Origin of the sequence: Aliivibrio sp. S3MY1 (assembly GCF_028765575.1) — a bacterium.
Classification (GTDB): Bacteria; Pseudomonadota; Gammaproteobacteria; order Enterobacterales; family Vibrionaceae; genus Aliivibrio.
This window is the reverse complement of sequence record NZ_JARACO010000001.1, coordinates 231,873-252,315: the sequence shown is the minus strand read 5'-3', so window position 1 is coordinate 252,315 and position 20,443 is coordinate 231,873. Positions and strand designations below refer to the sequence as shown.

Annotated in this window: 18 protein-coding genes; 10 read left to right on the top strand and 8 right to left on the bottom strand. The window is 38.1% G+C overall.

Features of this window, described 5'->3' with window-relative positions; all coding sequences use genetic code 11:
• Positions 1-7 precede the first annotated feature (7 nt).
• Positions 8-1,378 (bottom strand): L-serine ammonia-lyase, encoded by a 1,371-nt coding sequence (locus tag PVK62_RS01010; protein ID WP_274442900.1) that lies wholly within the window; start codon positions 1,376-1,378, stop codon positions 8-10.
• Positions 1,379-1,599: 221 nt separating this feature from the next.
• Here PVK62_RS01010 and PVK62_RS01005 point away from each other — a divergent pair, with 221 nt between their 5' ends.
• Together PVK62_RS01005 and PVK62_RS01000 are read left to right on the top strand one after the other, a co-directional pair.
• Complete coding sequence (locus PVK62_RS01005; protein WP_274442901.1) at positions 1,600-2,511, top strand: LysR family transcriptional regulator; 912 nt, start codon at positions 1,600-1,602, stop codon at positions 2,509-2,511.
• A gap of 100 nt (positions 2,512-2,611) precedes the next feature.
• Positions 2,612-3,376, top strand: coding sequence for a class I SAM-dependent methyltransferase (locus PVK62_RS01000; protein WP_274442902.1), 765 nt, complete (start codon positions 2,612-2,614; stop codon positions 3,374-3,376).
• Positions 3,377-3,391: 15 nt separating this feature from the next.
• On the opposite strand, the gene PVK62_RS00995 is transcribed toward PVK62_RS01000, so the two are convergent.
• Both PVK62_RS00995 and PVK62_RS00990 read right to left on the bottom strand, forming a co-directional pair.
• Positions 3,392-4,303 (bottom strand): YjjW family glycine radical enzyme activase, encoded by a 912-nt coding sequence (locus PVK62_RS00995; protein ID WP_274442903.1) that lies wholly within the window; start codon positions 4,301-4,303, stop codon positions 3,392-3,394.
• A gap of 12 nt (positions 4,304-4,315) precedes the next feature.
• A complete protein-coding gene (locus tag PVK62_RS00990) occupies positions 4,316-5,842 on the bottom strand; it encodes a YjjI family glycine radical enzyme (protein ID WP_274449327.1) in 1,527 nt (508 codons plus the stop codon).
• Between the two features lie 273 nt (positions 5,843-6,115).
• Between PVK62_RS00990 and PVK62_RS00985 the strand changes: the two genes are divergently transcribed.
• Positions 6,116-7,279 carry a sugar ABC transporter substrate-binding protein gene (locus tag PVK62_RS00985; protein WP_274445348.1) on the top strand — a complete coding sequence of 388 codons (1,164 nt, stop codon included), beginning with the start codon at positions 6,116-6,118 and terminating at the stop codon, positions 7,277-7,279.
• Positions 7,276-9,240: a GGDEF domain-containing protein gene (locus PVK62_RS00980; RefSeq protein ID WP_274445347.1), complete on the top strand. Its 1,965-nt coding sequence runs from the start codon at positions 7,276-7,278 to the stop codon at positions 9,238-9,240. The genes PVK62_RS00985 and PVK62_RS00980 overlap by 4 nt, the downstream gene beginning before the upstream one ends.
• Here PVK62_RS00980 and PVK62_RS00975 read toward each other — a convergent pair.
• Positions 9,232-10,125 carry a LysR family transcriptional regulator gene (locus PVK62_RS00975; RefSeq protein ID WP_274445345.1) on the bottom strand — a complete coding sequence of 298 codons (894 nt, stop codon included), beginning with the start codon at positions 10,123-10,125 and terminating at the stop codon, positions 9,232-9,234. The two genes, PVK62_RS00980 and PVK62_RS00975, sit on opposite strands and share 9 nt — an antisense overlap.
• Positions 10,126-10,330: 205 nt before the next feature.
• Between PVK62_RS00975 and PVK62_RS00970 the strand changes: the two genes are divergently transcribed.
• The 4 genes from PVK62_RS00970 (at position 10,331) to PVK62_RS00955 (ending at position 13,895) form a co-directional block, all read left to right on the top strand.
• Positions 10,331-10,783, top strand: a complete 453-nt coding sequence (locus PVK62_RS00970; RefSeq protein ID WP_274445344.1) for a DoxX family protein — start codon at positions 10,331-10,333, stop codon at positions 10,781-10,783.
• A gap of 27 nt (positions 10,784-10,810) precedes the next feature.
• Entirely contained in the window at positions 10,811-11,503 is a 693-nt protein-coding gene (locus tag PVK62_RS00965; protein WP_274445343.1) for a pirin family protein, read from the top strand.
• A 312-nt stretch (positions 11,504-11,815) separates the two neighbouring features.
• Positions 11,816-12,559, top strand: a complete 744-nt coding sequence (locus PVK62_RS00960) for a glycerophosphodiester phosphodiesterase family protein (RefSeq protein WP_274445342.1) — start codon at positions 11,816-11,818, stop codon at positions 12,557-12,559.
• 40 nt (positions 12,560-12,599) lie between these two features.
• On the top strand, positions 12,600-13,895 hold the full coding sequence (locus tag PVK62_RS00955; RefSeq protein WP_274445341.1) for an MFS transporter: 1,296 nt from the start codon (positions 12,600-12,602) through the stop codon (positions 13,893-13,895).
• 93 nt (positions 13,896-13,988) lie between these two features.
• On the opposite strand, the gene yidA is transcribed toward PVK62_RS00955, so the two are convergent.
• A complete protein-coding gene (gene yidA / locus PVK62_RS00950; RefSeq protein ID WP_274445351.1) occupies positions 13,989-14,798 on the bottom strand; it encodes a sugar-phosphatase in 810 nt (269 codons plus the stop codon).
• 101 nt (positions 14,799-14,899) lie between these two features.
• Here yidA and PVK62_RS00945 point away from each other — a divergent pair, with 101 nt between their 5' ends.
• Positions 14,900-15,553, top strand: coding sequence for a tRNA (adenine(22)-N(1))-methyltransferase (locus tag PVK62_RS00945; protein ID WP_274445340.1), 654 nt, complete (start codon positions 14,900-14,902; stop codon positions 15,551-15,553).
• Positions 15,554-15,610: 57 nt separating this feature from the next.
• Here PVK62_RS00945 and PVK62_RS00940 read toward each other — a convergent pair whose 3' ends face one another.
• From PVK62_RS00940 to PVK62_RS00930, 3 genes are all read right to left on the bottom strand, one after another.
• On the bottom strand, positions 15,611-16,246 hold the full coding sequence (locus PVK62_RS00940) for a hypothetical protein (RefSeq protein WP_274445339.1): 636 nt from the start codon (positions 16,244-16,246) through the stop codon (positions 15,611-15,613).
• Between the two features lie 116 nt (positions 16,247-16,362).
• Positions 16,363-17,304, bottom strand: a complete 942-nt coding sequence (locus PVK62_RS00935) for a YeiH family protein (protein ID WP_274445338.1) — start codon at positions 17,302-17,304, stop codon at positions 16,363-16,365.
• 375 nt (positions 17,305-17,679) lie between these two features.
• On the bottom strand, positions 17,680-18,615 hold the full coding sequence (locus PVK62_RS00930; RefSeq protein WP_274445337.1) for an endonuclease/exonuclease/phosphatase family protein: 936 nt from the start codon (positions 18,613-18,615) through the stop codon (positions 17,680-17,682).
• A gap of 190 nt (positions 18,616-18,805) precedes the next feature.
• Here PVK62_RS00930 and PVK62_RS00925 point away from each other — a divergent pair, with 190 nt between their 5' ends.
• Positions 18,806-20,434, top strand: coding sequence for a phosphoethanolamine transferase (locus PVK62_RS00925; RefSeq protein WP_274445350.1), 1,629 nt, complete (start codon positions 18,806-18,808; stop codon positions 20,432-20,434).
• Positions 20,435-20,443 lie beyond the last annotated feature (9 nt).

Here is a 20,443-nt window from a genome sequence, read left to right as displayed (position 1 = left end):
GATGAAATTATTCACACGGTGGTGCCATGTGAATTAATGCCAAACCGCCAAGTGATGTTTCACGGTACTTACGGTTCATGTCTTTACCCGTTTGGTACATGGTAGCGATTACTTTATCGAGTGAGATAAGGCATTTACTTGTACGCTTTAACGCCATACTAGAGGCATTAATTGCTTTCATTGACCCCATTGCATTACGTTCGATACAAGGTACTTGAACAAGGCCACCAATCGGATCACAGGTCATACCTAACGAGTGCTCCATGGCAATTTCAGCAGCCATACAAATTTGCTCATTACTGCCGCCGCGAAGTGCTGTTAGTCCTGCTGCTGCCATTGAGGATGAAACGCCGACTTCACCCTGACAACCCACCTCAGCACCAGAAATCGAGGCATTGGTTTTGTATAAAATACCAATCGCACCAGATACCGCTAAGAAGTCTTTTAGTTGTTTCGTATCTAGCTCTTTAATGAATCTATGGTAATACATCAATACACTAGGAATAACGCCTGCAGCGCCATTGGTTGGTGATGTTACTACTTGGCCGCCTGCTGCGTTTTCTTCACTTACTGCAAACGCAAATAAGTTAATCCAATCCATGATCTCCATTGGATCATTCTCAATAGAGGCGTTTGCTTCTAGCTTTTTGAGTAACGCAGGCGCACGGCGAACCACGTTTAGGCCGCCTTCAAGGATACCTTCAGTTTGAAAACCACGATCGATACAAAGGGACATTACTTTCCAGATTTGGTCGGCTTTTGCATCAATGACTTCCATCGGTTGAAAAGCGACTTCATTACGTAATACAAAAGCGCCTAAGCTTAATCCTTGCTCTTCTGCTTTCTCTAGCATCTCATCTGCAGATTTGAATGGGAATTCAACCTCAACGTCAGCGATGCTTTTACCATTGATTAATTCATCAGCGGTTGCAATAAAACCACCACCAACAGAGTAGTAGGTTTCGATGGCAAGTTGTTGTTCTGCGGCATCAAAAATTGAAATTGTCATGCCATTTTCATGTAAAGGTAAGTTAGTTTTATGAAACAGCATGTCAGTGTCATAATCAAAAATGATTTCATGAATACCTGCAATATGTAATATCTTATCTTCAATCGCTTTTTTCATAGCCAGATTTGCACTGGTTATTTTGATGGTATCTGGGCGGTTACCAAGTAAACCTAAAATGGTTGCACGGTCAGTGTGGTGGCCGATCCCCGTTAAAGAGAGTGAGCCATATAAATCAACTTGAACACGAGAAACTTGCGCTAAATGTGGTTGAATAAGTTGAGTAAAATTATACCCAGCAATCATAGGGCCATTAGTGTGTGAGCTTGATGGCCCAACGCCAATTTTGTAGATATCAAAGATAGACAGCATAAGACATTACCTATTTAAGAGTTGCACACCAAGAATATAAACGAGCGAGCATCGCTTACTGGTTTTACTATTATAATTATTAAGTTTAGTTGTTTTGTAGATTTTAGGAGGGACGAACGTAATATTAGTGACTTAAAATAAACAACCGAGAAAAAGAGCCTAAAGAGTAGCGTTCTATTATATTATGTACTGAATCATATATTTTTACTTGATAGGCAATAATGGATCTTATTCAACTCTCTCGCATTAACTTTAAGCACCTTGCTGCGTTGCATGTCATGCTCTCTACACACAGCGTAACGCAAAGTGCTGAGATATTATGCATGAGCCCATCAAGTGTGAGTAAAACCTTATCTCAATTACGACAATTGTTGGATGATGAGCTGTTTTATCGTGACGGTACGAAATTAATTCCAACCTCTTATGCGTTAAAAATTGGACCAGTATTGCATCAAATTTTAAATAATATGAATGGATTATTGAACCAGTCCACATTTAAACCTAAAGACTTTTCTGGTAAGTATTCACTCTCTATGAGAGAAAGTACTTTTGAGATATTTGCACCAATTATTAGTGATATTTTATCCAATCAAGCACCTAACTCTCATATCGATATCCATTCAAAAGAGCAATTGGGGTTTGATGCCTTATTAAATGGCCAAGTTGATGTGATTTTGCTGCCACATGATAGAAGTCAGCCACCAACAACTGAAAAGCAGTTGGTTTGGGAAACGGTGATCGAAGATGAAATGGTTTGTCTTATGAGCGCTGACCACCCCTTAGTAAATAAAGAGCTAAGGGTTGAAGACTATTTAACCTATAAACATATTGGTATTTTTGATAAGGAATTAAATGTCCCTTACTTTGAGCAATGTTTAGCTCAGCAATACCAACCAAGGGATGTCGCAATTTCTGTGGCTGATTTTGGCAGTGCAGCAACCTTGTGCCATCACACTGAATTTTTATTTACGAGTTCTAAAAAATGGGCAGAAATGGCAAGTCAGGCAAAGGGGTTAGTGATAAAACCGATGCCATTTGATTATGGACAGGTGGTGTATAGCATGGTTTATAATAAATTAAGTATCAATGATCAGGCGGTAAGTTGGCTCTGTGATCGCATTAAGGAAAAATAAGAGATTATAACTAAGTAATTAATGTTACTATTTTTTGAATGATATTGGCGTAGCTATTATCGTCTATGCTTTATAACCAATTGTTTATCAAGGTAGTAAAATGGATTTACCACAAGAAAAGATCACCGCAGAACACTCTTTAGAACGTATTTACCCAAAACAGCTGAATCAAGATGATAAAGGTCATCAAGATGTGTTGGAAATCCATTTAGAACGCTATCAATTTGCCTCTGAACAGTTACGCGGCAGTTCTATTTTAGATATTGCTTGTGGGTGTGGTTATGGCACTGCATTAATGGCAGAAGCTCATCCTGATAAACAATTTGTTGGTGTCGATGTTGACCCAATGGCGGTTAACTATGCCAGAGAGCATTATCAAGCGGATAACTTACGCTATGAATGTGGAGACGGTATGGACTTCCAACTTTTGCTTAGTGGCGATAAATTCCAACAGTTTGATACGATCATTAGCTTAGAAACGATAGAGCATGTGCCTGAGCCTCAAAAGATGGTAACGCACTTACTAACGCAGTTGAATGAACACGGTATTATGATCGCATCGGTTCCGACCACGCCTACGGTTGATGGGAACCCTCACCATTTGCATGATTTTACAGTGGCCTCTTTTTATCGTCTGTTTTCAGCTTCAAATTATCAAGCGGGTGAAACGTTTGAGCAGATCCAATATTGGGAATTTAAAGGATTGTTTTCTAAAAAAGAATCGAAAGAAAACCGCTCACAAGGTGTCGGTCGCAATATCGTTAAACACTATATTAAAAAACCGAGCGCACTGTTTTATAGAGTGCACTCGATCCTTACTAAAGGGCTAAATAACCGCTATTTGACTGCGGTATTTTCTAAATAAGCAATAACCAAAGCATTAAGTATAAATCGATGGGGTGATCACTGAGCGCCCTAATCGAGTCACTAACTTGGCTTCAAACTCTTCCATCTGTGCTTTACTGCATTTATCCCACTCTAACGCTTCGCCAATCACACCATGATGTTGGAACGCATTTAAACGGATAGTGATATGATCTGGTAGTGTTTTTAAATAATCGCTAACGGCTTCTATCTCTGTTGATAAATCGGTTTTATTCGGAATATACAATAAACGAACTTCGTGTAATTTTCCGTGTTGAGCCAATAAATTAATAGAGTGCAATACGCGATGGTTTTCTCTGCCGACTAACCATAAATGGGTGTCGTTTTGCCATGCTTTTAAATCAATCATGGTGCCATCAAGATATGGTAAAACCTTGTTCCAACCTTGCTCAGACAGACTGCCATTGCTGTCTATGAAACAAGTAAGGTGGCTTAATGATTTTTCGGTTTTGATGGCTTTAAAGTATTCAATAATGAAAGGTAATTGTAAGGTCGCTTCACCACCAGAAATCGTAACCCCACTTAAAAATGGCGCGTGTTTTTTGGTGAATTCAATCAGCTTTCCTACCGTATACGTTGTTATTTTTGGGTTTGATTTACTTGGGCAGACATCAATGCATTTATCACATTGAGTACACAGCGCTTCATTCCATATGACTTTCTTGCTTGGTGAATCATCAAAGGTTAATGCACCTGTTGGGCACGGTTCAACGCAATCACCACAATGATCACAGTGATTAATGGTATGAGGGTTATGACAAGTTATACAATCGTAATTACAGCCTTGTAAGAAGATCACAAGGCGGTTTCCTGGGCCATCAACACAAGAAAAGGTCAGTACTTTACTGACCAATCCTGTTTTGTTGTAGTTGATGGTATCGCCAGAAAAAAGCTCAGCGTTAACCATAGTAATGATTTCTTATTCTGCGTACGTAGGTGTCATCTCTAGCGCTACAACACGAGGTGTACGGTTCAATACTTCCGTGTTTTTCGCCGCTTCTGCTCCTAAAAACGTCGTATTGGTTCGAGACCCTTCAGCGTCGTACTTAGCAATATCAGACAGTTTTACCATGTAACCTGTAATACGAACTAAATCGTTAGAAGCAACATTGGCGGTAAACTCACGATAGCCTAATTGCAGTGCGCCTTTTGCTAGGTTAAACATCGCTTCAGGATTTGATTTAACCGTTTCATCAATGGTCAAGATATCACTGACACCAGAGGTGTAATATTGATGGTGCTCAGCAGTGGCTTGCACATAAGATACTGGATCTGGCTCTGTGCCATAAGGGATACGAACACCTGGAGTGACCTCAATGTCTAAGCTAATGCCACCTTGTGCATGAAGCAATGCTTTACCGTGATAGCCGTGTTTTACCTCGGTTGAATCAACAATTTCTGAGAGTTGTTTTGAAATAGCATGGCCTAATTGATTTGCTATTTCATCATGACCGTATTTTGCTTCAACGCCTTCTTTTTCCATAAGAATATTGACGGCTTCAGCCATGCCGTAAATACCAAACATTGGAGCGAATCGGTCTTCACTAATCAATCCTTCTTTGGTTAAAAAACCCTCAAAGAAATTTGATTTTTCATGTAAGAATGTACTTCTTGTATTAATTAAGCCAAACATAACGTTGCAGTAATTAGGTAGCACGTTATCAACAAAGTCCACTTTATTTTGGGCTTTTTTCGCCACTTCTTTTAAGTTCATGCGGACAAGAGTATTAGAGCCACCTGCTAACGGTAGCGAGTTGTAGCAACTGACGATGCCAAAGCCGGTGTTATTGTACGCTTTTGCGTGTACTGGGTAATTTGCAATGTGAGGTTTACTGCACTCACAAATATTTGAAGCCGCTTGACGAAGCAGATCATCTGGTGTGATCTCAGCATCGTACATAAAGGTTAAGTTAGGTGCTATTTGCTTTAATTCAGCATCAACACGCAAGATAGTACGGCAAATAATGTTATCTGTTGGGCCAATGTTTACGTGCATGAAGGCATCAGGTAGCGTGCGATCAAGCATGATCCAAAAACGTTTTATTTTTTGGTAAATTTCTTCATCACTAAGGGTACCAACAAAAGGCATGAGCACAGTATCAAGTTGGCCAAGATAAACAGGGATAGAAGTAACAGAAGGGACATGATGATAGATTATAGTGAGTAAATTTAATGCATCATCAAAATCTTCGGCCGCAGATAGCTCTAGGTATTTTGAACCTTGAGATAAAAACTTTGCGTAATCAGGCAATACATAGCGAGGTTTAAAAGGGGCGTGGCCCTCAAACATATCACACAGGATGCCATCATCCAGTGCTTGCTGGGTATCAGAGTCAATTTCCATATAAGGCAAACTAGCCTCAGCTTCTAATGCTAAATATTGTGATTTCTGTTTTGGAGAAAGGTTTGCATCGGTAATGATGCTATAGAAACGTTCTTGACTCATGATAGAACCCATTTTATTAGTATGGGTTTATTCTAATGGAATTGTTCAGTTTCGTTTAGTGAAAGTATGCGAACTACTTATTTCTATTTTGGAAACACAAAGGTGTTGGTAGTCCTAAGACGCTTTTATTTTCAGCAAGACGTTCAATCGCGGCTACCCATAAAGCCAGGTAAAACAATAACTGATTTAGCGCTGAGCTATGCTAAAATAAACGCATAATACGTATCGAATTTATCGCCGTTTTTAATTTTTATCTAAAGTACCCTTATTGTTATGCCAAAATTTCTTATATTAATCAGTACCTTATTTTCATTCTCTTCGCAGGCCGGAATGCTTGAGTTTTGGAGTGTATTTGGTGACAACGTCGATCAAGAATTAGCGAAAGAATTTGAAGCGAGAACAGGTAATCAATTAATTATTCGTAAGTTCTCGATTGATGAAATGAAAGCTGAATTGCTATTAGCATCAAGATCGAAAAATTATATGCCAGATGTCGCATGGGTTCCGTCGGATTTTTTAGGTTTGCATAAATTTATAGGCATTACACCGATTCCTAAAATATGGATAAAACAAGATCAATTAGAACCAGCAGCAAAACAAAGTGCAATGGTTGGTGATAGTTATATGGGGCTTCCTTTGTTTCTTGGTAATCATCTAATGCTTTTTTATGATAAGAGCAAAATTACTACACCAATTACGACATGGGAGCAACTGCAAGTATTGTCTGAAAAAGAACCAGGTAAACTGCATATTAGTTATAGCGTAAGAGATATGTATTTCTTCGCAGCATTTTTCAGCCTGTTTCATCCAAATATACCTTTAGATCAGCTTCATTTTGACGATGAGAAGTCCTCAGAAGCGCTCATGTTTTATTATAATTCAGCATTACTTAACCATTTGGATTATGAGTGTAATAGTTTGTGTAGCCGTCAATTATTTATTGATAGTAAAGCATCGTATTTAATCGATGGTGATTGGGCCGTGAGTCATTTAATTGAAGAGTTTGGGAATAATTTAGGGATAGCGTCATTGCCTAGTTATCAAGGGGTCCCAATGCAATCATTATCTGGCGGAAAAGTGTTAACAATGACGAAAGTAAGTTTTCAGGATCCTGAAAAAAGAGCCATGATTAAACAGTTAATACAATTGGCTCAAGATAAAGCATTTTTAACTAGATTAATTAATGAGCATCAATATATATCAGCGTCAACAGAAGTGAATCAAACCGTCATATTACCGAATAAAAAAATAATGAATGCTGTTTATCAACAATACTTACAATCTCAACCTATGCCAACGAGTTTACGAGTTTCATTTGTGTGGGAGGCGTTAGCGAGAGGTGTCTCACGTCATTCTGATGGTATGCCTGCAAAAGATACGATGATATACATAAAAAACCTCATTGTTCGATTTACAACGAAAGTGGAAGGATTATGATTTCTCGTCCTTATTTTAGTTTACGTAAAGCATTTACTTATGTTTTGCTTATCGCTTCACTTGCTCCATTGATCTTTATTAGTCAGTTTTTAACAAATAGCATTAGTGAGAAATTATTAAGTCAAAAAGAGCAACAAATACAAAATGCCGTATCTACCATTGCGCAAGAGATTGTGGTGGAGTTTGATAGGATTCAACAAAGTTTAAATTGGTTATCTCGTGATCGATTTAATATCCAAGCACTAGATAATATTTTATATTCTAGTGTGGTAACGCATAATCTCGTTCGTTTTAGTGAACTATCAGGATTGATTAATAGTGTTTATATTTTGAATGATAAATGGGAACCTTTATATGATCTTAATGGACGTCCTTATTATTTTGAAAATAGTCAGTTATTAAGAGAAATAAGTGTCGATACATCGATATATGAACAAGGCTTAACGAAGGCTCATTTTTATACAGAATCCAATTTAATTAAAGGGACGGATTTAGCCAAAGGCATCGCTTTGGTCACCCCTATGCTGGCTTATAATTTAGAAGGCTCAGGTCGTTACCGAGCTTCTGGTTATGTTGTTGTCTTAATTTCATTCGATACGATTGAGCAGAGCTTTCAGCATTTTTTATTGAAAGATGAGAATTTTAATTTAAACCAGCATTTAGATACGCACGAAAATGTAAAATCTGAGATGACGGAAAATGGTATTTTAGAGCGGGTCTTCGTACTGAATAATTCGTCATTTTCATCGCCATTAACCCTTGATATTACTTATCAATTTTCAGATATGGAACGTCTTAAAGAGATGAAATCATCTTTGCTGGCTTTATTTACGGTTATTGGATGGACTTTTATTACCGTTCTTTTAATTGCAATGGGGATCACTCGTTGGATCTCTAGAGAGTTTATCGATATAGAAAACACCATAGTCAGTTATGCATCCAACAAAGAAGTAAAGGGTAAGAAATTTCAATTCTCAGAGTTTGATCGAATGGCGTTAGTATTAAGTAAAATGAGTATTACGATTCGAAATCAATTGAATGAGCTTAAAAATAAAAACGATGAATTAAACGATTCCAAAAAAGTCATTGAACGAAGTAATAAAAAACTCTCTAATTTTAATCAAGAGCTTGAGGTTCAAGTAACAAAACAAACCGCTCAACTTAGTGACGCTTTAACTAGAGAGGAATTACATAAGAATAATTTAGCAGCAGTGATAGAGTTTGGTTCAATTTATAAAACATTGAGCTATCGTGAGCTTCCTCAAAAGGTTGAGTGTCAATTACAGCATCTGTTTTCTGATACTCAGTGGCAGCTACGATTTAAACCATTAGGAGATAAAGAAGGGATTCAAATATTGTCTAGTAAGGATAAATGTCTAGCCAGCTTACGTTTTGTATCTAGCCCGCAATTAGAAGTAAACCAATTAGTATTTAAGCTGTTTGTTAAACAACTGTCATCATGGTTGGAGCTAGTTGACGTAGCAAGAAGTGATGCATTATTACAATGTGGGAACCGTAAGGCTTTTGATGAAGATTTAGCTCATTATCAAAAACGTTATAGAGATTCAGAAGCTGCTTGGAATTTTGGGCTATTTATCCTAGATGTTAATGGCTTAAAAGCGATTAATGACCAATATGGCCATGATTTAGGGGATGAATTAATTCGAGCAAGCAGTTCTCTCATTTCTGGGTTATTGAGCGAAAATGAGTCTTTCTATCGAATCGGTGGTGATGAGTTTGCTCTTTTAACTAAGGGAATGACAAGAAAAGAATGCACACTTTTGGCTGAACAATTACAACTAAGCCAAGAGAAGTTGAAATTCTTTGATAAGGAAGGAAATGCATATGATGCGCATTACTCCATTGGTTGGGCATGCTCTGATGATACAGCCTTGTTTAAAATGTTCACAATTGCTGATGAGTCTATGTACAAAGACAAGAGGGCGTTTTATTTACAATAACCATGTCTTCTTGATTAATTCATTGGTTAACCATTCGCACGCTTTACCATCGTTATCTTTATGCCATGCAATGAATAATGGTGGGTTAACTCTTGGTACTGTGCATTTCTTCTCAATCAAAATACCTTCGTTTAGTTGTTGTTTAATTAAATGACGAGGTAAAAAACCAACGCCAAGTCCCATTGTTTGAGCCTCAATTTTAGCCTGCATGGTTTTAAAGCGAATTTGTTGTTTGCTTTTAAATAAACCAGTATCTCTGGTGGGCAGTAATAAAGAAGAATCAGATACAATCAAAGAGGGATAAAGCAATAAATCACTGGCTTCAATAGGTCGTTCTATGAGGGCCAAAGGATGGCTCTGGCTTACTGCAAATAGAAAATCGACTCTACCAATCTCTTTAATTTGATATTCGCCTTTTGGTAAGTGATCTGAAACGCCAATGGCAATATCGGTACGATTACTATGCATGGCATCCCAACCGCCACCAAGTGATTCTTCAGAAATAGTAATATTGGTATCATGTTCTAATTTATTGAACTCAAAAATAGACTCTAGCAAAGGAGCTAGCGGGATAATGGTATCTCTTGAGATGGTAATGTTTCTTTCCCACCCAGAATCAAGCTGCTTTACTGCTGATTCTAATTTATCGGTAGCGATTAGAATTTCTCGCCCTTGCTCTAGGATCAACTTACCTGCAGAGGTTAGTTGGGCTTTCTGTTTTGAGCGATCAAACAAAACCACACTAAGGTCATCTTCGAGCTTTTTAATGGTATAAGTGAGTGCTGAAGGGACTTTAAATAAGGATTTAGCTGCGGCTGAAAAACTGCCTTTTCTATCTATGGCATCTAATGCTCTTAGTGCATCAAGTGTGATGGGTGATTGCATAAGGTCCCTCATTCTAAAGGTATTGAGTCGAAATATGACAGGATTGAATTAATACTAGACCGCTTACCTTATCATGCCAATTTTACATTCAAAAAATTTGAACAATAAGCTCAAATACTTCCAATTTTCTTTATGAGCCGGTTATCTATACTGATTAGCAACGACAGAGGGATCTCCTCTTAGACTTAATTGGTAAGGAAATAAAATGAAACAGAAAATTGATCAGCTATTAGCTTCAAACGCAGGCTTTAGCACATTAGCGCTTCGTATTCCTGTGGGGATTATCTTTATGGCGCATGGAGCCCAAAAACTGTTTGCGTGGTTTGGAGGTTATGGTTTATCTGGCACGGGGCAGTTCTTTGAATCAATAGGATTAGCACCGGGTGTCGCAATGGCATTTTTAGCAGGCAGTGCTGAGTTTTTTGGTGGCCTATTTATTATTCTTGGTTTACTGACTCGACCATCGGCGTTGGTATTGGCATTTACTATGTTGATTGCGATTGTAAGTGTTCACTTACCTAATGGATTGTTTATGTCTAATGGTGGTTATGAGTTTGGTTTAGCACTATTAGCAGCGAGTGTGTCTTTAATGTTATCTGGTGGCGGTAAAGTCGCGGTAGATAACTGGTTAGCAGATCGACTTTCTGTGCAAAAGTAAACTTGAGTAATAATAAAGGAGAAGATGATGTTTGAATTAAGAAAAGCGAATGAGCGTGGAAGTGCAAATTTTGGTTGGTTGAATGCCAAGCATACCTTCTCCTTTGGTCACTACTATGATGTGAATCACATGGGTTTTGGTCCATTACGGGTCATTAATGAGGACCGAGTGAATCCTGAAGGTGGCTTTGCAACTCATGGTCATGAAAACATGGAAATTTTAACCGTCGTATTGTCAGGTGCGATTGCCCATAAAGACAGTATGGGGCAAAGTGAGAAACTTGTACCTGGTGAATATCAGCTGATGTCTGCAGGATCAGGGGTTCAACACAGTGAGTTTAATCCTTCCTCAAGTGAAGAATTGCATTTATTACAAATCTGGTTACAACCGAATGTATTTAATGGCGAGCCGAGCTATCAACAGAAACCTTTCCCTCAAGAACAAGGCTTTGTAGATATAGCAACGCCAACAGCGAGTGGAGGCTCATTTTTAATTAAGCAAAATGCGGTGATAAAGCAGCTTATTTTAGAACCCAATACTCAGCAATCACTTTTTATTGAGTTAGGTAAAAAGGTCTTTGTACAAAGCATTAATGATGGGTTGTCAATTGGCGAGATGGAACTAAGTTCTGGTGATGGGCTTAAAATAACGCAAGAGACAGAATTAGTATTTAGCAATAACAGTTCCGAAAAGGCTAAGGCCATTATTTTTGTTATGTAACTGTCTTTATTATGTATCGTTACTGATGGGTTACGCTCTAAATGAACCGCTGTTTTTTTTTAAGAACTGGCGGTTTTTTATGTCTGATAAATACGCATAGTTACTGATTTTGTTTATTTTGAGGCATGTACCAAATTTAGTTCTACGTTATCAGTATCTTACCGTAATTAACAATGTTAACTGTTAGACAAAAAACAGATAAAGCTCTAATTCGAACGCTCGAATGCGCATTATGTTCGTTTGTGTCACATTTATGTCATGCACTTCGCGTTATCATCGCTCCCATCTTCTAACACGTTAAATAGGTTAACAATGAAAACATTAATAGCGCATCGTGGAATGTCTTCTCTTGCTCCTGAAAATACCCTTTCAGCTTTCTCTTTATGCAAAGACCATGGTGTTCAATGGTTTGAATGTGATGTGGATATTCTTCAAGACGGTACAGTCATTATTTCTCATGATGATACGTTAGATCGTTGTACTGATAAAAGCGGTCGCTTATGTGACATTAGTAGCGCTGATTTATCTTCTATTGATGCCGGTAGTTGGTTTAGTGATGATTATATTGATGAGCGTTTACCTACTGTTCAACAATTAATCGCAATGGCGAACGAAAAAGAGCTGAATCTAAACATTGAAATTAAATCGTGTTCAGCCAGTGCGAAGCTAAGTCATTTGTTGATTGATAATTTGATCATTGCTCTTAAAGAATTATCGCCAGAAAGAGAGCTGATTATTTCAAGTTTTAACCACCTTGTATTATCAGAGTTTAAGCGTAAAAGTCCTGAAACTAAAATTGCGTGTTTGTTTGAAAGTCATAACTTATGGGATGACTGGAATTCAATTATTGAATGGTGTGAAGCGGATTATATTCACCCTGAAGAGAAAGGCCTAACTCGTGAAATGGTACAAAAATTCAAAGCGTCTGGCATAAAAGTCAACGTTTGGACCGTTAATGATTTAGCGCGTGCCAATGAACTGTTTAACTGGGGAGTTGATGGTATTTGTACTGATATAGCGCATAAGTTCCCTTCGAAATACAAAGCTAAAAAATAATAACTAAAAAATAAAACAATAACGTGAAAGGATTACCTCTATGAACTTATTTGAAAAAATAGGCTTTACTAGCCGAAATCAATTGTTTGGCTTCTTCTCTGTCGTGATGTCAGGTCAAATTATTTATTCGGCTTTTGAAGCTTTCAAGGGAACATTTTACAACTTACTTTTAGACGTTCTGCAAATAGACAACACCCAAATGGGGATCTTGTTTACGCTGATTGGTTCGGCGATGTTCTTCTATATTCCGGCTGGCTGGGTCAATAACCGTTTCTCTGTAAAATCTATTTTAATCACCAGTTTGACCATTCGATTTATAAGTATGATGACCATCATCTTTTTACAGCCAGGTTTTAGTGTATTAGTGGTGATCGCTGGTATTTGGGGGTTAGTTGATGCGGCTTTCTGGCCATCAGTTGTAAATGGTGTAACGTTAATGTCTGGCGATAAAAATAAAGGCATGGCATTTGGCTTGTTAGAATCTGTGCGACGCGCGGCTGAAATGAGTATGAATGCTGCTATCGTTGGTATTATGGCTCTGGTTGGCGGATCTATTCTTGTATTTCAAGGCGCGATTGTTTTCTATACGTTACTTATTCTTCCTATGATTTTCTGTGTGTGGAAATTTGTGCCAGATAATCACATGGAGATCAAACAAGGTGAAAGTAAAAACAAAGAAGCCCTAAAAGGTTTATTCCATGTGTTGAAAATGCCAACAGTATGGTTGGCGGCGATCACGTCTCTAACGGTATATTGGATTTACATCACCCTAATTTACACGGTTCCTTATCTACAAGCGGTATTTGGCTTATCGACAGCACAAGCGGCTATCTTCGGTATTATTAATACCGGTGCAATGGGTGTAGTTGCTGGTTTGGTTGCCGGTTCTATTGCTGACTTTGTCTTTAAATCTTCAATTAAAATGATGTTCTTTGCATTAGGTTTAACCGCAGTTTGTTTAGGCGTCACTATTGCGTTGCCTAAGACTGAAGGCATGCTAATGATGAACATGGTGCTACTGATGTGTTTCTCATTCAGTATTTTCTTAGCAAAAGGAATTATCTTAGCACCAGTGGCTGAAGCTGGAGTACCAAAAGATTACAGCGGCTCTGCAATGAGTGTGGGTTCGTTTGCGGCTTACGCTTCTGTGTTCTGGGCTTATGCATTGAATGGCTGGATTATCGATACTTACCCTGCGATTGAAGCGTATCAAATGATCTTCGGTATTGGGTTAACGGTAGCGGTACTTGGTATGGTGTGTTCACTTATCCTGATTTCACTGAAAAAGAAAAACGGTGATGATCAAGAGGGCAAACTGGTTGAGTCAGAAGCTTAATTATCTAATAAATTAAAACAAAACCCCAGAGTGTGAAAGTGCTCTGGGGTTTTGTTTATTAGGTCTGTTTATTTATCAATATACCGTGAACGATTAAGCGTTCAGTACAAACTCTTCAATCACTTTAGCGACGCCGTGATCATTATTGCTAACGGTAATATGGTTCGCAATCTCTTTAATGTCATCAGTCGCGTTCGCCATTGCAACGCCAAGACCTGCGTATTTGATCATATGCCAATCATTACCCGCATCGCCCATGCAGATAACTTCATCTGCAGTAATACCAAGATGATCCGCCAGTGCTTTTACGCCGACGCCTTTATTACTGTTAGGGTTTAAAAACTCCAAGAAGAAAGGCGCACTTTGTACAATAGTAAACTCTTTGTATAGCTCTGCTGGCAGTTGTTTGATGGCGGTTGAAAGCAGTTCAGGCTCATCAATCATCATCGCTTTCATGATTTGCTCGTCATCGGCTAGTTCTTCAAAATCAATCACGGTGATTGGCATGCCAGTAATGCTAGATTCATGCTCAGTGTAATGATTTAATTGTGGGGTGATTAAGCCCTTTTCTTGAGAGAAAGCATGAACATGAACACCAAGCTTTTTAGCTAGTTTAGCAATGGTTTTTGCATCAACGCCCGTAATGATTTGGCTGCGGATCACTTCTTCACTTTTTACTTTTTGAACCAGTGAAGCATTGTAGCTAAGAACATAGTCGTCCTCAGTAGTCATTCCTAATTCTTCAAGTTGTGGTTTCATGCCATTTAATGGGCGACCTGAAGCTAATACAACCACAACGCCTTTTGCACGAGCTGCAGCAATCGCTGTTTTGTTTTCTGCTGAGATTTGTTTATCTGAATTAAGCAGAGTGCCATCCATATCCAGTGCGATCAGTTTATACATCATAGTTACCATTGGATTAAAAATACTATTAGCTAGCTTACCTGAATTTTATGAAAAAAATACTATATACTGTGGCTGATTTTTACTACTGATACAGGCTAATGAAGTTAAGTTCTCGTTTAGATACCATAAAAAATAAAGTAACCGATCACTATGATCATATTTGGGATTGCTGTTGTGATCATGGCCAACTAGGTGTTGCCTTATTAGCCTCTCACCCTAAAAGTATGATCCACTTTGTTGATGTGGTGGATGAGTTGATGGTTGAGCTTGAAAGTCAGCTTCAAAAACATGCATCGGCAATTCAATCTCAGTGGCAAGTGCATTGTATGGATGTAGCGAAACTACCGTTAATCAAAGGGAAAAAGAACCTGATTATTATTGCAGGCGTTGGTGGGGACTTGTTGATTGAGTTGGTGCGCTCTATTCAGACGCGTAATAATGGTATTGAGCTGGAGTTCATTCTTTGCCCGGTATTACATAATTATATGGTTAGATGTGAGTTGATAGAGATGGGCTTTGGTCTGATATCAGAAACATTAGTTAAAGAGAACAAACGCTTTTATGAAGTGCTGCATGTTAGTAATCAGGCTGTTGAATCTATGACAGCTGTTGGAAGTAGAATGTGGGATTTATCTGATGGTGTTCATCAAGAATATCTAAACAAGACTATTTCACATTATCAACGAATGGAAGCGAATCCTAAATGCACGAGTAGGGTAAGTGAACAGTATCAAGAGCTTATAGGTAAGTAAGTCTTTGGTGAGTAAAAGCTAACGCAATTGAATAATCGTTAGCTTTGTTCGTTTTAATTAATGCTTTTTAAGGCGATGAACTTCAATACCAAACCCTAACGCACTGTAAGCCAGTAACGAGTAACCAAGTAACTCGGTGCCTTCTTCTGCTAAGTTTTTTATGGTTCGAATATAGTGTCCATCAAGCAATGTTTGCCATAAATAATTCATTCCTGCTAATCGAGAGAAAACAAGAATAATCACCAATGCACAGCTGAGAGTGTAAAAATAGCGGCTATCAAAAAATCTCGCAGAAGTAGACAGTAGTCCTTTTCTATTTTTAAATGCTAGGAACAGACAAGTGAAAGCAACGACTAAGGCTGGAACCAACCAGAATCCATGATAAACCTTGTCCAGAACCCCGTCAGACTCCCTTATAAACATACAACTAAAGAAACCAATGATCAGCGTAGCAAAGGCTCGTGCTTTCTTGTTCACTACAGCGATGTAAGTAAAAGAGACGATCACAACGAGTAGCAAAAATTGCTGATAATACTCTGTTAATGAGTTTTCACTAAGCCCATTCTTTAAAACGATGATATCAGTACGAATAACAAGATAGGCAATAGCAGCGACAATACATTGGATAAAAAATTGCAGTAATCCTTTTTGGATTTTTTTGATATCTGGATGTGTTGAGTAGGAAAGAAACATGACAGCCTCAAGTGTTATTGACTAATTCATCACTATAGAGGGTGTAAAGCAATCTGTATGTACCCATTTATTAAAAATAGGATTCCATATCAAGAGGCTGTCATGTTGTAAATTTCTTATGAAACGTAATTCATAATATAAAACAGAGAGGTTGTTGATATCACAACCCACAAGCTAATACCAAAGATCAAGGGTTTTGCGCCCGCAGCTTTGATTTTTTCAATCGAAATACCACAGCCGATAAAGAATAAACACAGAACTAAGAGCTTTTTCGATACATCAAAAATACCATTATAGATCAGGCTAAATTGCGGTAAGTTATCACTAATTATAATAGCTAAGCAGTAGAAAAGGATGAAGTAAGGGATCGTAATTTTTTTACTGTTGCTACGAAAAAGTAGAGCACTAATAAAGGCAACTGGAACAATCCATAATGCACGCGCTAATTTAAGCGTAGTGGCTGTTTTTAACGCTTCTTCACCGTATGCTGAGGCAGCGCCAACCACGGATGAAGTATCATGAATCGCAATGGCAGCCCAAGTACCAAAGGCGTGTTGGCTTAGCTCTAATGCATGACCAATGACAGGGAAAATGAATAGTGCAATTGAGTTCAATACAAATACGGTAGCTAAAGCAAGAGCTGTCGATTCTTCATCTGCATTAATAGCAGGGGCAACCGCAGCAATAGCGCTACCGCCACAAATAGCAGTGCCAGATGCGATCAGATGGCCCGTCACTTTATTCAGTTTCATCAATCGTGCAAATAACCAACCTAGAACGAGTGTACCCACGATGGTTGATAAAATAATGCCAATCCCATTTGAAGTTGCTTCTATGGCTTCATTCAGCTGAATACCAAACCCTAAGCCAACAATAGAGTAAGCCAACAGTTTTTTGGTTACTTTACCAAGAGCAAAGGTTGTAGGTACAAAACCAAAGCTTGCTAAAGCAAAACCCATAACTAAAGCAGTAGGTGAACTAACCCAAGGGGTGAGCGTTAATAGTGCTGCAAGATAAAAAGGAAAGTATTGCTGTAAATGGGATTTATTAAAAGTCATGTTTATTATTCGTAAGCATAGATAAAACAAAGATATCACTTTTATTCTGTTTAGTAAGTTTAATAATTCAATATATTAGGTTAAATAAACCTTAACAGAAGTAAGGGTTTTAGAAATAAGTAGTCATGCCGTGTAATAGGCTGGTTTCATTAAAAATAAAAACAAGCTTAAGAGATTTACACTCTTATAAATTTAAGGTAAATCGGCCTACTTTAGGCTTAGATCATCCAAAAGAAGTGTTCTTCGTCACAGGGGTTACCTATCTCCTTTTTATCAACAGTTCGGAGCATAAGTAAAGACAAGCATGAATCGTCGATCCCCTAAGTAATAGTTCGTACCGATATTGTCGATGCTACCAAGTAATTAATTTGGTGTTTATTTAGTCGAAAGGTAGGTTACTACTGCACTGTGATCAGAGCCTGAAAACTGAGGTAGTACTTCACGTTTACAGATAAATAGCGATGGTTCCTCTGAGTTTCTTATCCAAAAATGGTCAATGGCGATCCGTGTAAAATTGGGGATAGGAATGCCTTTGATCTCTCTTGGCCAACTTTGAATAGGAGCTGTTTGGTATTCTTTGTAAGCGTGTTTAAAGCGTTGTGTATTTGCAGATAAATTGAAATCACCAATAATTAAGGTATCAGCATAAGGGGAGTAATCTGCTAGGCGCTCTAAACTTTCGATGAGTGCATTTCTTTCGTGCCAAAGTTGTTCGGTTCTTGGTGATGGTGGGTGAGCGGTATATAAACTCACTGGGCGATGCTGGTTGCTTTGCCATATACCGCTGATCATATAATGACCTGCTGGTGTATTTTGTGCTCTTAAATTCAATGGTTGTTTACTGATGATCATCTGTCCGCTTGGATACCCTAAACCAGGCGTTCCTCCAAATTGATATGGGTATTGATCTATTAACTCCATAAGTCGATCACCATGCCATGGCGCTGTTTCTTGAAGCACCACAAGATCAATATTATTACCTTTTAAATAGTCTAAAAAAGGAGTGAGATCAGGATTGGTGTAATATAGATTATATTGAATTATAACAAGCGGGTTATGGCATTTTTGATGAGAATAACTCGCTTGTGGAGATAGGTATAACCAAGTAAAGAAGAAGCTAAAAGCTAAGAAAGAGTAAAAGTAATAGTGGCGCAATACTAAAACAATAAAAAGAAAAGCATAACCAAAAGCGATAATACTTGGTATTCCAATGATGTTTTCTAGCCACCAAATAGTGGTGATATAAGAGAGTGAAACCCAAAGTAGAGTCGGTAAAATGAGTAGTGCAATCCAAAGTCCTTTTTTATGCATTTAACCTCCATTTGTTACCCTTATGACCCAGGCTGTTTGACTTGTCTTTGTTGTTTAGTATGGGGGATAAAACAGAGAGTTGCACAAATTATTCATGTTAATAATGAACCACAGCAGATCATAAGTTTATCTTCAGTGAATCTTAAGTTTGATATGTGACACTCGTTTCATTCTCTAAGAGCCTGAAGGTATTCTTGTGCTGCCCAATCTGATTTCAACACTTAAAAACCAAAAAATAACCATGAGCATGGTGTCATTAATCACTATTGTTTCTCTTTATTTTGCAATCGTATTTAATTATCCGATTAATGAAAAGATTTACCAACTCTCTCAAGGTAACGGTCTTTTTCTGTTTCTAACACCAGCCATTCTTACCTGTGTTTTTATTATTATTTTCTCAATGATTGCTTTTCCTTATTTGTTTAAAGCGATTGTGATTATTTTAACACTCACTTCAGCCATGGCATTTTATGCTGCCCTGCAATACAACACCATGTTTGACTATGCCATGATAGAGAACATCTTTGAGACCAACGTAGATGAAGCCTCTTCATACTTAAGCTCTGCGTCTATTGATTATTTTATTCTATTTGGGTTGCTTCCAACGCTTTTATTATTAAAAGTGAAAATAGTACGTAATGCATCATGGGCAAAAGAGCTTTTTCATCGCGCCGCATTAATGAGTGTTGCGATTGTAGGATTGTTACTAATATCGGTTTTCTATTTTAAAGACTATGTATCGATTGGTCGCAATAATTCATATTTGAATAAAATGATTAACCCTGCTGACGCTTTTAATACGCTTAAGTACATTAATAATGAATACCTAACCGCACCTTTGGATTACATTACAGTAGGTGAAGATGCGGAAATTATTCCAGCCAAGAATGGTAAACCGACACTAATGATAGTGTTAGTTGGTGAAACCGCGCGTGCGCAAAACAGTGCTTATAATGGATATAAAAGAGAAACCAATCCATACACCAAAGATCTTGGTTTAATTGCCTTTCAAAATGTGTCGTCGTGCGGAACAGCAACAGCCCACTCTTTACCATGTATGTTCTCTAATATGGGGCGTGCTAATTACAATAGAGAGCGTGCCAATAACCAAGATGATGCATTAGACGTGTTGACTCGTGCGGGTGTTAAATCGGTGTGGATAGATAATGATGGTGGTGATAAAGCGGTTGCTAAGAACATTGAAAAAGAGATGATTTCGGGTGATTCATCTTCTGATTTATGTGACGGCTCAAGTTGTTATGATGAAGTGTTACTACAAGGATTAGATAAACGAATTCAAAACACCACAGGTGATCAACTGTACGCGCTGCATATGATTGGTAGCCATGGCCCAACGTATTGGAAGCGTTATCCGGAGAATATGGCGGTATTTACCCCTGCATGTAATCGTAGCGATATCGAAAACTGCAGTGATGAAGAGATCACCAATGTGTATGACAATACCTTAGTTTATACTGATTACGTAATTGCGCAGACGATTGCAAAGCTAAAAACGTATTCTGATAAATATAACGTAGTGATGCTATACATTTCAGATCACGGAGAATCGTTAGGTGAAAATGGATTATACCTTCATGGAGCGCCTTACATGATCGCGCCAAAAGAACAAACTCATGTGCCTTTCTATATTTGGATGAGCGATGATTATGCGAACCAAAAAGGCATAAATAAAGCCAGTGTTATCAGTAAAGCGGCAGCGGGTGGTTTTTCCCATGATAATTTGTTCCATACGCTACTTGGCTTATATGGCGTGAAGACTAACGCGAAAGACAATAGTTTAGATATCATGGCAAACTAGTTACCTTTG